The organism is Actinoplanes sp. NPDC051513, from assembly GCF_044454685.1.
In the GTDB taxonomy this organism is placed as follows: domain Bacteria; phylum Actinomycetota; class Actinomycetes; order Mycobacteriales; family Micromonosporaceae; genus Actinoplanes.
In genome coordinates this window covers 331,794-347,513 of the sequence record NZ_JBITDW010000001.1, presented here as the reverse complement: position 1 = coordinate 347,513, position 15,720 = coordinate 331,794, and the positions used below count along the sequence as shown (strand labels likewise).

Annotated in this window: 12 protein-coding genes; 9 read left to right on the top strand and 3 right to left on the bottom strand. The window is 69.4% G+C overall.

Annotation, left to right across the window (positions count from 1 at the left end; genetic code table 11):
• Window positions 1-68: 68 nt before the first annotated feature.
• From dxr to ACIA5D_RS01630, 4 genes are all read left to right on the top strand, one after another.
• Window positions 69-1,277, top strand: coding sequence for a 1-deoxy-D-xylulose-5-phosphate reductoisomerase (gene dxr, locus ACIA5D_RS01645; protein WP_396027882.1), 1,209 nt, complete (start codon window positions 69-71; stop codon window positions 1,275-1,277).
• Window positions 1,277-2,548: a M50 family metallopeptidase gene (locus tag ACIA5D_RS01640; protein WP_396027881.1), complete on the top strand. Its 1,272-nt coding sequence runs from the start codon at window positions 1,277-1,279 to the stop codon at window positions 2,546-2,548. The genes dxr and ACIA5D_RS01640 overlap by 1 nt, the downstream gene beginning before the upstream one ends.
• A 7-nt stretch (window positions 2,549-2,555) precedes the next feature.
• Window positions 2,556-3,728 (top strand): flavodoxin-dependent (E)-4-hydroxy-3-methylbut-2-enyl-diphosphate synthase, encoded by a 1,173-nt coding sequence (gene ispG / locus ACIA5D_RS01635; RefSeq protein WP_396027880.1) that lies wholly within the window; start codon window positions 2,556-2,558, stop codon window positions 3,726-3,728.
• Window positions 3,729-3,940: 212 nt separating this feature from the next.
• On the top strand, window positions 3,941-5,167 hold the full coding sequence (locus ACIA5D_RS01630) for a glycosyltransferase family 2 protein (RefSeq protein WP_396027879.1): 1,227 nt from the start codon (window positions 3,941-3,943) through the stop codon (window positions 5,165-5,167).
• 25 nt (window positions 5,168-5,192) lie between these two features.
• On the opposite strand, the gene ACIA5D_RS01625 is transcribed toward ACIA5D_RS01630, so the two are convergent.
• On the bottom strand, window positions 5,193-5,510 hold the full coding sequence (locus ACIA5D_RS01625; RefSeq protein ID WP_396027878.1) for a hypothetical protein: 318 nt from the start codon (window positions 5,508-5,510) through the stop codon (window positions 5,193-5,195).
• A 122-nt stretch (window positions 5,511-5,632) separates the two neighbouring features.
• On the opposite strand from ACIA5D_RS01625, the gene ACIA5D_RS01620 reads away from it, so the two are divergent.
• From ACIA5D_RS01620 to ACIA5D_RS01605, 4 genes are all read left to right on the top strand, one after another.
• On the top strand, window positions 5,633-6,010 hold the full coding sequence (locus ACIA5D_RS01620) for a VOC family protein (RefSeq protein WP_396027877.1): 378 nt from the start codon (window positions 5,633-5,635) through the stop codon (window positions 6,008-6,010).
• Window positions 6,011-6,536: 526 nt separating this feature from the next.
• Window positions 6,537-9,512 carry a Tn3 family transposase gene (locus ACIA5D_RS01615; protein ID WP_396027876.1) on the top strand — a complete coding sequence of 992 codons (2,976 nt, stop codon included), beginning with the start codon at window positions 6,537-6,539 and terminating at the stop codon, window positions 9,510-9,512.
• A complete protein-coding gene (locus tag ACIA5D_RS01610) occupies window positions 9,505-12,162 on the top strand; it encodes a tetratricopeptide repeat protein (RefSeq protein WP_396027875.1) in 2,658 nt (885 codons plus the stop codon). The genes ACIA5D_RS01615 and ACIA5D_RS01610 overlap by 8 nt, the downstream gene beginning before the upstream one ends.
• A gap of 166 nt (window positions 12,163-12,328) precedes the next feature.
• Entirely contained in the window at window positions 12,329-12,916 is a 588-nt protein-coding gene (locus ACIA5D_RS01605) for a recombinase family protein (RefSeq protein WP_396027874.1), read from the top strand.
• A gap of 29 nt (window positions 12,917-12,945) precedes the next feature.
• Here ACIA5D_RS01605 and ACIA5D_RS01600 read toward each other — a convergent pair whose 3' ends face one another.
• Entirely contained in the window at window positions 12,946-13,785 is an 840-nt protein-coding gene (locus tag ACIA5D_RS01600; RefSeq protein WP_396027873.1) for a GNAT family N-acetyltransferase, read from the bottom strand.
• Between the two features lie 160 nt (window positions 13,786-13,945).
• Between ACIA5D_RS01600 and ACIA5D_RS01595 the strand changes: the two genes are divergently transcribed.
• Window positions 13,946-14,512 (top strand): PadR family transcriptional regulator, encoded by a 567-nt coding sequence (locus ACIA5D_RS01595; protein WP_396028568.1) that lies wholly within the window; start codon window positions 13,946-13,948, stop codon window positions 14,510-14,512.
• Between the two features lie 184 nt (window positions 14,513-14,696).
• On the opposite strand, the gene ACIA5D_RS01590 is transcribed toward ACIA5D_RS01595, so the two are convergent.
• Window positions 14,697-15,659 (bottom strand): LLM class F420-dependent oxidoreductase, encoded by a 963-nt coding sequence (locus ACIA5D_RS01590; RefSeq protein ID WP_396028567.1) that lies wholly within the window; start codon window positions 15,657-15,659, stop codon window positions 14,697-14,699.
• Window positions 15,660-15,720 lie beyond the last annotated feature (61 nt).

Sequence of the window (15,720 nt, the reverse complement as noted above, 5' to 3'; positions counted from 1 at the left end):
GAAAAGTAGCTCAGAGTTGCTCAACCGATGCCGCACCGCCTGTCTACCCCTGGAACCGGTCCGGGAAGATGGGCGGCATGCGTGACCTCGTACTGCTCGGCTCGACCGGCTCCATCGGCACCCAGGCCATCGACATCGTCCGGCGCAACCCCGACCGGTTCCGCGTGGTGGCTCTCGGCGCGGGCGGCGGCAACGTCGAGCTGCTCGCCGAGCAGGCCCTCGAACTGGGCGTCGACGTCGTCGGCGTGGCGCGCGCGACGGCCGTACAAGATCTGCAATTGGCCGTTTATGCCGAGGCCCAGAAGCGCGGGTATGCGACCGGGGGCTTCCGGATCCCGCGGATCGTGGCCGGACCCGACGCGATGACCGAGCTGGCCCGCGTGCCCTGCGACGTGGTGCTCAACGGCGTCGTCGGCAGCCTCGGGCTCGCGCCCACCCTCGCGGCGCTGGAATCCGGCCGCATCCTCGCGCTGGCCAACAAGGAGTCGCTGGTCGCCGGCGGCCCGCTCGTGCGCCGGCTGGCCAAGCCGGGCCAGATCATCCCGGTCGACTCCGAGCACTCGGCGCTCGCCCAATGCCTGCGCGGCGGCACGGCGGCCGAGGTGACCAAGCTCATCCTGACCGCGAGCGGCGGCGCCTTCCGTGGCCGGCGGCGCGAGGAGCTGACCGCCGTCACCCCGGAGGACGCGCTCAAGCACCCGACGTGGGACATGGGCCCGGTCGTCACGATCAACACGGCCACGATGGTCAACAAAGGGCTCGAGGTGATCGAGGCGCACGAGTTGTTCGGGGTGGCCTACGACGACATCGAGGTGATGGTGCACCCGCAATCGGTGATCCACTCGATGGTCGAGTTCGCCGACGGCTCGACGTTGGCGCAGGCCAGCCCGCCCGACATGCGCCTGCCGATCGCCCTGGCCCTGGCCTGGCCGGACCGGGTGCCGGGGGCGGCGAGCGCGGTGAACTGGCGGGAGGCGCACAACTGGGAGCTGCGCCCGCTCGACGACGAGGCGTTCCCGGCCGTACGCCTCGCGAAGGACGCCGGTCGCGCCGGCCACTGCCGCCCGGCCATCTACAACGCCGCGAACGAGGAGTGTGTGGCCGCGTTCGTCGCCGGTCGGCTACCTTTTCTGGGCATCGTCGACACCCTGGAACAGGTCCTCGCATCGGCTCCCGAATTTGCCGAGCCGGGTACCGTCGAGGACGTGCTTGCCGCCGAGGCATGGGCCCGTGCCCAGGCACAGCGGATGATCGCAACTGTGGCTGAAGGAGCCTGATGCTGTACTGGCTGGGAGTGGCCGGTTTCGCGCTGACCATCCTGATCTCGGTTAGCCTGCACGAGGCCGGCCACATGATCACCGCCAAGCGCTTCGGAATGAAGGTGACGAGGTACTTCGTCGGCTTCGGTCCGACGATCTTCTCGTTCCGGCGAGGCGAGACGGAGTACGGCCTCAAGGCCATCCCGCTCGGCGGCTTTTGCAAGATTGTCGGAATGACGCCGCAGGACGACGACGTCGAGCCGGAAGACCAGCCCCGCGCCATGTGGCGGTTCCCGGTCTGGAAGCGGACGATCGTCATGTCCGCGGGCTCGATCACCCACTTCCTGCTCGCCCTCGCGGCAGCCTGGGTGGTGGCGTTCACGCTCGGCCTGCCCAACACGCACTTCCCGACGACGAACGCCGACGAGGCCAAGCAGAAGGCGTACGTCACGGTCTCCGACTGCACGTGGATCACGATCCCGACCACCCAGCAGGACTGCGTCCCCGGCCAGAACGGCGGGATCACCGGACCGGCCTATGCGGCCGGCATCCGGGACGGCGACCTGATCACCAATGTCGGCGGCACGCCGATCGCCACCTACGGCGACCTGACCGGCGCGATCCGCTCCCTGCCGGCCGGCAAGGTCGACTTCGAGTTCGTCCGCGACGGCGTCACCAAGACCGTCCAGGTCGACCTGGTGACCGCCAACCGCGCGCCGCTCACCGACGAGGACGGCAGCGGGCCGACCAGCGAGGTCTCGGTGGGCGCGCTCGGCTGGGACAACGTCGGCGTCCCCGGCACGATCAAATACAACGCGGCCTCGGCCGTCCCGGCCACGTTCAACTACGGCTGGTTCATCGTCGAGAACACGTTCAAGTCACTCGGCAAGATCCCCTCGAAGGTGCCGGCCCTCTGGCATTCGCTGACCGGCAGCGAGCGCGACCCCGACACCCCGATCAGTGTGGTCGGCGCGAGCCGGCTCGGCGGCGAGGCGATCGAGCACGGCGTGCCCGAGCTGTTCCTCAACATCTTCATCACGCTGAACATCTTCATCGGCATCTTCAATCTGCTGCCGCTGCTCCCGCTCGACGGCGGTCACATCGCGATCGCCTGGTTCGAACGGGCGCGCTCCTGGCTCTACGGCCGGCTGCGCAAGCCCGACCCGGGCCGCGTCGACTACTACAAGCTGATGCCGATCACGTACGCGGTCATCCTCATCGGCGGCGCGTTCACCCTGTTGACCGTGACCGCGGACATCGTCAACCCGATCCAGATCTTCAATAGGTGATGCCACAGTGACCGCTGTCAGTCTCGGTATGCCGGCCGTTCCCCCGCCGCCGTTGGCGCCCCGGCGGAAGAGCCGTCAGATCATGGTGGGCAACGTGCCGGTCGGCGGTGGCGCCCCGGTGAGCGTCCAGTCGATGACGACCACGCTCACCTCCGACATCAACGCCACCTTGCAGCAGATCGCCGAGCTCACCGCCTCGGGCTGCCAGATCGTGCGGGTCGCCGTGCCGTCGCAGGACGACGTCGAGGCGCTGCCCGCGATCGCCAAGAAGTCGCAGATCCCGGTGATCGCCGACATCCACTTCCAGCCGAAGTACGTCTTCGCGGCGATCGACGCCGGCTGCGCGGCGGTCCGGGTCAACCCGGGCAACATCCGCCAGTTCGACGACAAGGTCAAGGAGATCGCGAAGGCGGCCTCCGACGCCCGCATCCCGATCCGGATCGGCGTCAACGCTGGCAGTCTCGACAAGCGCCTGCTGGAGAAGTACGGCAAGGCCACCGCCGAGGCCCTGGTCGAGTCGGCTCTCTGGGAATGCTCGCTATTCGAGGAGCACGGCTTCCGCGACATCAAGATCTCGGTGAAGCACAACGACCCGGTCGTCATGATCAGGGCGTACCGGCAGCTTGCCGAGCAATGCGATTACCCGCTGCACCTGGGCGTCACCGAGGCCGGCCCGGCATTCCAGGGCACGATCAAGAGCTCGGTGGCGTTCGGCGCGCTGCTGGCCGAGGGCATCGGCGACACCATCCGGGTGTCGCTTTCCGCCCCGCCGGTCGAGGAGATCAAGGTCGGCAACGCGATCCTCGAGTCGCTGGGCCTGCGCGAGCGCGGCCTCGAGATCGTGTCCTGCCCGTCCTGCGGCCGTGCCCAGGTCGACGTGTACACGCTCGCCGAGCAGGTTACCGCGGCCCTGGAGGGCTTCCCGGTGCCCCTGCGGGTGGCGGTCATGGGTTGCGTCGTGAACGGCCCCGGTGAGGCTCGTGAGGCCGATCTGGGCGTGGCCTCCGGCAACGGCAAGGGCCAGATCTTCGTGAAGGGCAAAGTGATCAAGACGGTGCCCGAGTCGGTGATCGTCGAGACCCTGGTGGAAGAGGCGCTCCGCCTCGCCGACGAGATGGGCGCCGACCTCCCCGACGAGTTGCGTGAGCTCATGCCTGGCCCGCAGGTAACGGTGCACTGAAATAAAGGTAAATGGGGGGCCGAAAGGCCCCCCATTTTTCGTGTGGTCATCAAAAGCGTGTTAGCTTTGCGCGCCCTTGGAATTCGGTTAATCCGCCCAGACGGGTGATGATCGGGTGGTCACGCCGCCTGCGCTGTTCTATCCTGCGGCCTTCGCCGTTCGCCGCTCCGCTTGTTCGAAGAGACGCCCCTCGCCGAAAGCGAATCGTTGAAATGCCGAATGACGACCTTGAAGTAACTGTTCTGCTGCCCTGTCTCAATGAGGCAGAGACGCTCGAGGTGTGCGTCCGCAAAGCACTGACCTCGCTGGCCGAGCTGGGCGTCGAGGGCGAGGTGCTGGTGAGCGACAACGGCTCCACCGACGGCTCGCAGGACATCGCCCGCGCCGCCGGCGCCCGCGTCGTCCACGCCCCGATCCGCGGCTACGGAGGCGCCCTTCTCAACGGCATCGAGCACGCCCGGGGCAAGTACATCATCATGGCCGACGCCGACGACTCGTACGATCTGTCCCATCTGGGCCCGTTCATCGAGGGCCTGCGCGCCGGCCACGACCTCGTCATGGGCAACCGGTTCCGCGGCGGCATCGCCCCCGGCGCTATGCCGCCCCTGCACCGCTACCTGGGCAACCCGGTGCTGTCCTGGCTGGGCCGGGCGCTGATCGGCCTCAACGGCATCAAGGACTTCCACTGTGGCATCCGCGGCTTCAACCGCGACCGCATCCGCGAGCTCGACCTGTGCATGCCCGGCATGGAGTTCGCCTCCGAGCTGGTCGTCCGCGCGAAGCTGAGCGGCTACGACATAATCGAGGTGCCCACCACGCTGCGGCCCGACGGCCGCAGCCGCCCGCCACACCTGCGCACCTGGCACGACGGCTGGCGCCACCTGCGCTTCCTGCTGGTCTTCGCCCCGCGCCGCACGCTCATCTGGCCGGGCCTGATCGTGTTCGTGCTCGGCGTGCTCGGCACCGGCCTGCTGTCCTTCGGCCCCCGCACGATCGGCAGCGTCCAGTTCGACATCAACGCCCTGGCGTACACCTGCGTGGCGATCCTGGTCGGTGCCCAGCTCGTCCTGTTCGGAGGCTTCGCCGAGCTCTACGGCCGCTTCGAGGGCCTGGTGCGCGACCACGCGCTGAGCCGCTGGGTCCGCTGGCTGAGCTTCGAGCGCTGCGTCGCGATCGGCCTGGCCCTGATCGTCGCCGGCCTGGCCGGCACGATCCTGGCCTTGACCCACTGGGGCGAGACCGGCTTCGGCAACCTCGACCCGCGCGGCACGATCCGCCTGGTGCTTCCCTCCGCCACCGCGATCGCCCTGGGCGTGATCAGCGTCTTCGCCGGCCTGTTCGCCAGCCTCCTGACCCTGCGCGGCGTCCGCACCGCCACCACCCTCACCGAACGCATCCCCCGCCAGCGCGCCGGCGACCGCACCCTCACCAGCGCCTGAAGAATCTGATTCGATTCGCCCGGCGTCAGTCGGACACCTCAATCACGACGTCGGCCGGCCGCCGGGGCTCGAACAGCATCTCCGGTGCGGGCCACGCGGCCGGGGGAGGGCCGCCGACGCACATGTACTCCAAGCGGTCGAGCACTCCGTCCCGTCCGAAGAGCAACACCGCGTCGCCGTCCGTGCCGGACACCTTGGCGTCGGCGATGAGCTCGAGGCCGTCGTCCGGTCCACTTCGGAAGTCGACTGTGGGGCAGCCGCACACGCAGCCACTCACCACGCGCAGATCGGCGATCTGCGTCCAGAACAGGATCCCGTCCAGGTTGTCCAGGAGGACGGACACGATCGCAATCTCGTCTTGGCTGAGTCGCCGGCCCGTTTCCGCGTTCATGACATCAGGTTGACAGATCGAATCGAGCCCCTCTGAGCTGGACTTTCTCATCCGGCCGGGCCAGGCTGGCACGCATGCGATCACGGATGCCTGGCATGTGGTGGGGCACGGCCATCGAGGCGCCCGACCCTGCGGCCTTGGCCCGCTTCTACGCCGACCTCCTGGAGTGGCCGATCGTCCACGAGGAACCGGGCACGTCCATCCTGGGCACTCCGGGCGGCGCGTTCATGGTCTTCCAGCAGGCCACCGACTACACGCCGCCCACCTGGCCGCCCGAGCCGGGCGCCCAGCGCCCGATGATGCACCTGGACTTCCAGGTGGCCGATCTGGACGACGCCGTCGGCGAGGCCCTGAGTCTGGGCGCCAAGCTTTCGCCGACCCAGCACCGAGAGAACGTCCGCGTCCTCTTCGACCCGGCCGGCCACCCGTTCTGCCTGTGCCGCGACGACTAGGCACCGCCGTCCTGCTCGAGGCGCTCGCGGCCTGTCACCGTTGGGCGGGCGTGCGTGCTGCGTGGTCGCGGTGAGTGTGGCCCGTCGCGGTTGGTCGGTGGCTGGGCTGGGCGTGCCATGGCGGGGGCGGTGCCTGGTCGCGGTGAGTGCGGCCCGTCGCGGTTGGTCGGTGGTTGGGCTGGGCCCGCCGCCCCGGGCCCGCCGCCCCGGGCCCGCCTGGCCCACTCTGCCGCGCCAGACCTCAGCCCGCGCTGGAGCTTGTTGAATTGCGGTTCGACGCGAACAGGAAGTCATTGGCCTTGCGCGACGGGCCGCACCCACCGCGGCCACCCCCGAGCCCGCGATCACGCCGAGCCCGCGCCCACGCCACGCGCCGCACGAGTCGGGGTGCCGGTAAGGACTCCGTCACCAGGTGCCAGGTAGCTGTCAGTAATCCGGGCTTGACCCGAGTGCTGGTTCGCGGGAGGCTTTCGCCTCGTTATGGTGGCGCGCGGGGGCGGGGGCCCGCCGAGGCCTGGGAGCCGGGTTGGCCCGTCCGTTGGAGTTCGACGAGTTGGTGGAGCACTTCACGCTCGTTGACGAGGATTTGAAGCTGCTGCGGAACAAGTCGGGGCCGACGAGGCTCGGATTCGCCTTGTTGATGAAGTTCCTGATCTGGAGGGGTCGCTTCCCACAGGGGCGGGCGGAGTTCCCGGACAACGCGGTGGATCACGTTGCTCGGCAGGTGGGAGTCTCGGCGGCGGAGGTGGGTCTGTACGACTGGGACGGGCGGCAGATCAAGCGGCATCGGGTGGTGTTGCGCCGGGTGTTGGGTTTTCGGGAATGTTCGGTCGCGGACGCGGAGAAGTTGACGTTCTGGCTGGCGGGCAGCGTCGCGCACGCCGAGCGGCGGGTCGAGCAGGTCCGGCTGGAGTTGTTGGCGCACTGCCACGCCGAGCGGATCGAACCGCCGGAACGCACACGGGTGGACCGGATCGTGGCCTCGGCCCTGCGGCAGGCTGAGGAGGCGTTGTTCGCCCGGGTCGCTGGCAGGCTGGGCGCACCGGTGGTGACGCGGCTGCTGGATCTGGTGGCACCGGCCGCCAGCCGTGACAGCACCGGTCGTGACGATCCGGCCGGGGTGTTGGCGCTGATCCGGTCGGTGCCGGGCAACGTCAGCCTGGAATCGATGCTGACCGAGATCGACAAGCTGCTCGCGGTGCGGGCGGTGGCGATACCGGCGGACGTGTTCGCCGGGGTGGCACCGAAGGTGGTAGCCGGGTGGCGGGCCCAGGCGGCGGTGGAGTCGCCGTCGCATCTGTGGGCGCACCCGAACCGGGACAAGACGGTGACACTGTTGGCGGCGCTGTTGCAGGCCCGGCAGCGGGAGATCACCGACGCCCTGGTGGAGTTGCTGATCTCCACGGTGCACCGGATCGGGGCGCGGGCCGAGAAGCGGGTCACCGCGGAGTTGGTCAACGCGTTCAAACGGGTGACCGGCAAGGAGAACATCCTGTTCGCCGTGGCCGATGCCGCGTTGGCCGCACCGGACGACCCGGTGCGTCAGGTGGTGTTCCCCGCCGTGCGGGGTGGGGAGGCGACCGTGCGGGACCTGGTCCACGAGTACAAGACGAAAGGCCCGGTGTACCGGCGGATCGTACGAACCACGTTGAAGGCGTCCTACACCAACCACTACCGGCGCGGCCTGATCCGGCTGGTGCAGGTACTCGCTTTCCGCAGCGGCAACAGCGTCCACCGGCCGGTCCTTGATGCTTTGGAGCTGGCTGGCCGGTACAGCACGGCGGGAAATCTGAAGTACTACCCGCTCGCCGAACGGCCCCCGGCGCATCGCGGCACCGGCGGGGACTGGGCCGACCTAGTCTCCACGGTCGACAACCAGGGCCGGCGACGCACGGTGCGGATGGCCTACGAGGTGGCCACCTTCCAGGCGTTGTGCGACCAACTGCGGTGCAAGGAGATCTGGGTCGACGGGGCGGAGAAGTGGCGCAACCCTGACGAGGACCTGCCCCACGACTTCGACGAACGACGGTCGGAGCACTACTCCCGGCTACGAAAACCGCTCGATCCGAGCGAGTTCATTGCCACCCTCCAGACCGAGATGCGCGCCGAACTGGGCGCCCTGGACGACGAACTGCCCCGGCTGGGGTGGGTCGACGTCGCCGAACGCAAGGCCGGCGCCATCCGGCTCAGCCCGCTGGACGCCGAGCCCGAACCGCGCAACCTGCGCCAGATCAAGGCCGAGGTACACCGCCGGTGGGGCACCGTCCCGCTGATCGACATGCTGAAAGAGGCGGTGCTGCGCACCAGCTGCCTCAACGTCGTCACCTCCGTCGCCGGGCGGTCCGCCATCGGTGCCGAGGACCTGGCCGAGCGGCTTTTGCTCGCCATCTACGGCTACGGCACCAACACCGGCATCCGGGCGGTCGCCGCCGGCGAACACGGCCACAGCGAAGACGACATCCGCTACGTACGCCGCCGCTACCTGAGCCCCGACGCGGCCCGGGCCATCGCCGTGCAGATCGCCAACGCCACCTTCACCGCCCGCGCCCACACGATCTGGGGTGAGGGCTCCACCGCGGTGGCGTCGGACTCCACCCACTTCCGGGCCTTCGACCAGAACATATTCACCGAATGGCATTCCCGATACGGAGGCCGCGGAGTGCTCATCTACTGGCACGTCGAACGCGGCTCGGTGGTGGTGCACTCCCAACTGCTGTCCTGCTCGGCGTCGGAGGTCCATGCGATGGTCGAGGGGGCGATCCGGCACGGCACCTCGATGAGCGTGGCCGGCAACTACGTCGATTCCCATGGCCAGTCCGAAATCGGGTTCGGGATCACCCGACTGCTCGGCTTCGACCTGCTGCCCCGGATCAAGCAGATCAACAAGGTGCGGCTGTACCGGCCGGCGAGCGGCGAGCCGGACGTCTACCCCCGCCTGCAACCGGCGTTGACCCGCCCGATCCGGTGGGACCTGATCGCCCAGCAGTACGACCAGATGGTCAAGTACGCCACCGCGATCCGGGTCGGCACCGCCTCCACCGAGGCGATCCTGCGCCGGTTCACCCGCACCGCGTCGCACCCGACCTATGCGGCGATGCTGGAGGTCGGCCGCGCGCAGAAGACCATCTTCACCGCCCGTTACCTACGGCTCCGCGAGCTGCAGCGGGAGATCAACAGCGGGTTGAACGTGGTCGAGTCCTGGAACCGCGCCAACACAGTCGTGTGCTACGGCAAGGGCGGGGAACTGGCCACCAACCGCCGCGAGGAACAGGAAATGACCATGCTGTGCCTGCGGATCCTGCAGGCCGCCCTGGTGTACGTCAACACCCTGATGCTGCAGGACGTCCTCGCCGACGACGACTGGGCGGCGTTGCTGACGGGAGCGGACCGGCGCGGGCTGACCCCGTTGTTCTGGCAGCACGTGCTGCCCTACGGCGAGATCCGTCTCGACATGAGTCGCCGCCTCGGCCTGGCCGTCGCACCGGCAGGTGGCGATGCGTAGCCTGTTCGCTCAGTGGTGGCGTTGGCCGTGGATGGTGCTGGCCGGTATCGGGATTGCCGCGTTGGCGTGGCGGTGGCTGGCCCCGGCGGTGGCTGCCTACATCGGTGCTGACCTGTCCACCCGTGACCAGTACAGCAGCGTGTACGCCCTCCCGGTCGGGGTGGCGTCGCTGTTGGTGTCGATCCTCGGCCCGATCCTCCAGGCCAGGCAGGACCGCCGCGCCGCGCAGGAGGCATCGGCCGGGCCGGTCACCCCACCCGCACCCGGCATGGCGTCGTTGGCCGTACCCGATGTTGGTTCGGCCGAGCAGGTCCGCGGCCGGAACACCCTGATCACCGAACTGGTCGGGCTGTACCGGTGGCGGGCCCGGCGTGAACCGCGGGTACGGGTGCTGCACGGCATGGGCGGAGTCGGCAAGACCACCGTCGCCGTGCAGGTCGCCCACCGCGTGCAGAATCGCGGGGTGACGGTGTGGTGGATCTCCGCCGCTGAGGCCACCGATCTGCAGACCGGGATGCGGCAACTGGCCCGCCGCCTCGGCGCCACCGCTCAAGAACTCGACCGCGACTGGGCTGACAACGCCCCCGATGTGCTGTGGCGCCGCCTCGCCGCCTACCCGCGGCGGTGGCTTCTCGTCATCGACAACGCCGACGATCCACGCCTGCTGGCACCCGCCCACGAAACCGTCGCCGCCGCACGCGGCTGGATCCGCCCGATCACCGCCGCCCGCGGGGCGCTGCTGGTCACCAGCCGCGACGGCGACCCCGACGGATGGGGTACCTGGTGCCACCTGCACCCGGTCGAGACATTGTCGACCACCGACGGCGCCCGCGTTCTCCTCGGCCTCGCCGGGCACCGGGCCGGCACCGAGGAACAGGCCGCGGCTCTCGCCGCCCGCCTCGGCGGGCTCCCGCTCGCCCTCACCCTGGCCGGCCGGTACCTCGCCGACGCCAACCGGCTACCCCTGCCCGGCGCCGTCACCACATTTGCCGCCTACCAGGCGGCCCTGACCGCCGATGGTCTCACCACCGTGTTCTCCGACCCCGACCAACCCTCGACCAGCGTCGAGGCCCGTCGCATCATCGCCCGGACCTGGGAATTGTCACTGACCCTGCTCGAACACCGCGGCCTGGCAACGGCGCGGACCCTGCTGCGGCTGCTGTCCGTGCTCGCCGACGCCCCGATCCCCTACCAGCTCATACTCGACCCAGCCGTCCTGGCGGTGTCCCCGCTGTTCACCGGCATCGACGCCGCACACCTACGCGGCCTGCTCCACGCGCTGGGCGCCCTCAGCCTGCTCGACCTCACCACCAACACCGCCGAACCGGACCCGCCCACCGGCCACGCCGTGGCCACGCTTCGCCTGCACCCACTGATCCGCGACGCCAGCCTGCATCACCTGCACACCGTCGGGCAGGCCCAGTACTTCGCCCTTGCCGCGCAGCTGCTTGACATCGCCACCACCTACATCGGCCCCCACAACGACCCCGCCATATGGCCCACCTGGCAGCTCCTCGCCCCCCATCCCCTGCATTTGCTGACATCGGTGACCGCCTCCACTAACCCAGACCCGGAAGCGGTCAAACACGCGGTCCGGGCCGCGCTACGCGTCACCGAGTACCTTGCCGCCAACGGCCTGTACACCGCCGCCATGGACGAATCCAACATCATCTGCGAGACCTGCCGAGAGATCCTTGGCGCCGAGCATCCAATCGCCTTGGATGTGCGGGTCACTCTCGCCCGTTGGACCGGATTCGCTGGGAATGCAGTGGCCGCCCGAGATCAGCTCGCCGCACTGCTCCCACTACACGAGCGAATCCTCGGCCCCGAGCACCCCGACACCCTGACTACGCGGCACCACCTCGCCCGCTGGACTGGACGGGCCGGGGATGAAATAGGCGCCCGAGACCAGTTCGCCGCGCTGCTTTCACTACGTGAACGGATCCTCGGCGCCGAGGATCCGTTCACCCTGGCTACGCGGGTAACCCTCGCCTACTGGACCGGACGGACTGGGAATGCGGTGGCCGCCCGCGACCAGTACACGGCGGTGCTCCTACTACGCGAGCGAATCCTCGGCGCCGAGCATCTCGACACCCTGTCTGTCCGAGCCAGCTTGGCGTACTGGACTGGAAACGCCGGGGATGCAGTAGCCGCCCGCGACCAGTACACGGCGGTGCTCCTACTACGCAAGCGGATCCTCGGCGCCGAGCACCCCCAGACTCTGACCGCGCGGGTCAACCTCGCCTACTGGACTGGACATGCCGGGGATGCGGTGGCTGCCCGCGACCAACTCGCCGCGGTGCTCCCGCTACGCGAGCGCGTCTCCGGCCCCCAGCACCCCCAGACAATAGATGTCCGGGCCGGCCTGGCCCGCTGGACTGGACATGCCGGAGATGCGGTGGTTGCCCGCGACCAACTCGCCGCGGTGCTCCCGCTACGCGAGCGCGTCTCCGGCCCCGAGCACCCCGACACGTTGGATGTCCGGGCCGGCCTTGCCCATTGGACTGGACATGCCGGGGATGCGGTGGCTGCCCGCGACCAACTCGCCGCGGTGCTCCCGCTACGCGAGCGCGTCTCCGGCCCCCTGCACCCACGGACAATAGATGTCCGGGCCGGCCTTGCTTTCTGGAGTAGCCGCGTTCAGCCATGACCTCCTGCCCCATCGCAAACGGTCGTCTGCGATAGACCCCACCCAAAGCGATCATGAACATCGGCAACCGCAGGTCACCGCCCCGCCCAGGTCTCACATTCGCCCATCACATTTCCAACACCACACAACGTGGCAGTTATGATGGGTTGCGATAGTGTTCCGGGCCATGGGTCACAAGATCGGATACGCCCGGGTCTCCACCGCCGACCAGGACCCGCAACTCCAATTGGACGCACTGGCCGCCGAGGGCTGCCTCAAGATCTACACCGACACCGCGACCGGCACCAAAGCCGACCGCCCACAGTGGAACGCCTGCCTCGTCGACCTACGCCCCGGCGACACCCTGATCATCTGGAAGATCGACCGGCTCGGCCGCAACCTGCGCGACCTGATCGACATCGTCACCGCCCTCGAAGCCCGCGATGTCGCGGTCAAATCGCTGACCAACGGCATCGTGGACACCACCACCGCCCAGGGCAAGCTCGTCTTCGGCATGTTCGCCCTCATGGCCGAGTACGAAGCCGCCCTGATCAAGGAACGGACCATGGCCGGGCTGGCCGCTGCCCGGGCCCGCGGCCGCAACGGCGGCCGCAAGCCGAAGATGACCCCAGACCTGATCGCCAAGGCACAACGGATGTACGACTCCCGCCAGTTCACCATGGCCGAAATCGCCGCCTCCTGCGGCGTCACCCCCATGACGATCTACCGCAACATCCAGACCACCGCGCCGGTGCAGCTACCTGGCACTTCCTGACAGCTTCCTTACCCGCTCCCCGAGTCGGATCAGAAGAGGATCGTTGCGAAGGAGCCGGCCGACACGAACCCACACCGAGCGTAAACACGCCGTGCCGGCAGGTTGTAATCGTTGACGTACAGGCTCACGGTCGGTGACACCCGCCGCAGCGCGTCGCGGACCACCGCGGCCATGGCCGGCGCCGCCAGGCCCCGGCCGCGGAACTCGGGGTCGATCCACACGCCCTGCACCTGCGTGGTGCGGCGGGTGACGATCGCCAGTTCGGCCTTGAAGATGACCCGGTCGCCCAGGAAGCGGGCGTACGCGCGCTTTCCCTTCACCAGCTCGGCGATGCGGCGCTTGTAGCCCCGGCCGCCGTCGTCGAGCAGGGGTGAGACGCCGACCTCCTCGGTGTACATCGACACGGCCGCGGGGAAGAGTTGGTCGACCTCGCCGGGGCGCACCAGCCGCACGTCGGGGTCGGGGACGATCAGCGGATCACGTTCCGCGACCAGCAGCGGCTGGTTGGGCCGGACGTCGCGAGCGCGGCCCCAATACCCTCCGAGACGGTCCCAGAGGTCGAGGACCTGGTCGGAACGGCCGATGATCGACGAGCAGATGCGGGCGTCGGTGCCGAGCAGGTCGGCGAAGGCCGCGGTGGCGGCGGGTGTCGAGCAGACCGGCACCAGGTGGGCGCCGGACCAGATGATCGACTCGACGCGCCGGCCCGGGCCGTAGCCGAAGACGCGGCCGTCGGAGCGCCACCAGTTCAGGCCGTGGGCGGCCACTCGCTCGGCGATCTGGGCGCCCGCATAGGGATCGCGGTCGAGAATCTTCTCGACCGCGGCGCGCTCGGACTCCCCGAGCTGGCGAATGGGCACCGTCAGCACAGGTATCACATTGCCAGATCCGGCGGTCCCGACACGCGTCGCAACCCCCTCTCTTCAAGAAACCCTTGCGTCCGATGCATTGCCGATATATCGTCAAACTATCGACGACAGAACGGAGATAGTCATGAGGCACCACACCGAAGGTTTCCACGGCCACCGCATGCGTGGCGGGTTCGGTCCCGGTTTCCCGTTCGGCCCCGGCGGTTTCGGCCCCGGTGGCTTCGGCCCCGGCGGTCCATTCGGCCCCGGTGGTCCCGGACCGAGGGGGCGCCGCGGAGGCCGCGGCAGCCGGCTCAACGTCCGCCCCGCGGTGCTCGCGCTGCTGCTCGAGCGGCCCATGCACGGCTACGAGATGATTCAGGAGCTCGACTCCCGCACGAACGGCATCTGGCGTCCGAGCCCCGGCTCGGTCTACCCGACCCTCCAGCTCCTGGAGGACGAGGGCCTCATCGAGGCGGAGGCCGAGGGCGGTCGCAAGAGCTACCACCTGACCGACGCGGGCCGTCCCGAGGCCGAGGCCGCGGCGCAGAACCCGCCGTGGGCGAGCATCGGCGACGACACCATGTCCCAGGTGCAAGACTTCCGCGACGCGGCGGTCGGCATCATGAGCGCGCTCAAGCAGGTCGGCTTCAGCGGCACGCCCGAGCAGCGTCAGAAGGCGCTCGAGGTGCTCAACGAGACAAAGCGCAAGCTCTACGCGATCCTCGCCGACGAGGGCTCGATCTGAGCGGAAGATCTTTCTCCAGCGGGGGGCTCAGGCTGAGCGGGAAGGCGCACTCTTCGGGGTGCGCCTTCCCTTTTTGCGCGTACGAGGCGAGGGCCGCACCCCACCGCAGTCGGGGCAGTTCCCGCCGTTGCGGGCCGGCCAGGCGCGGCACAAGGCCATACCCGGCCGCCGGGCCGGCGGCTGGTTAGCAGCCCAGCGCGGTGAGAGTCTCGAGGAGGGCCGTTGGTCCGCCCGCCTCTATGGTCGGCGTCGGAAGCAGGGCCATCACCGGGACCGTCACGCCGGCGGCCGCGTATCGCTCGACCTTGGCCCGGCATTGGTCCGGGGTGCCGTGGACGATCAGGTCGTCCACCACGTCGTCGGGGATCGTGGCGAGGGCCGCCTTGCGCTCGCCGGCCGCCCACGCCCGCCACATCGGGGTCAGCACCTCGTCGCGGCCGAGCCAGCGGTGGAATGCGGCGTAGGCCGGAACCGTCAGATAGGCCGCGATCAGGCGGCGGCCCACGTTGCGGGCGAAGGCCGCGTCGTCCGTGGGGCAGACGAAGATGCGGGCGGCGACCTCGAAATCGGGCGACGAGGACTTCGCCTCGGCCAGGGCCGTGGTCACATCGGCGGCCGAGAGCCAGTTCAGGATCACCCCGTCGGCCTCGGCGGCGGCCAGGCGCAGCATGCCGGGGCGTAGCGCGGCCAGCAGGATCGGCGGCGGCGTCGCGGGCGGGCGCTCGAGGCGGAAGCGGCGCAGCGCGAACGTGCCGTAGTCGTGGTCGACCATCTCGCCGGCCAGCGCGGCCTTGAGGAAGCGCAGCATGTCACGGCTGCGCGCGTACGGCTCGGAGAAGTCGACCGCGTTCCAGTCGCCGACCACGACCGGGGACGACGAGCCGATGCCCAGCTGGAAACGGCCCGGCGCGGCCTCGGCCAGCGCGGCAGCGCTCATCGCGAGCAGGCCCGGTCCGCGGGTGAAGACGGGTGTGATGGCGGTGCCCAGCCGCATCGACGGCGACCAGGCCGCGGCCATCGCGAGCGGCGTGAACGCGTCGGTCCCGGCCACCTCTGAGGACCACACGTCGGTGAAGCCGGCCCCGGCCAGCGCCTCGTAGACGGCCCGGTGCCCGGCCAGCGGAACCCCGCCGAGGGGAACGGTCATGCCCCATCGCATCGACATGCGCTTGATCCTGCCTGGCGCGAAGAGTGAGGTCCACCACGGT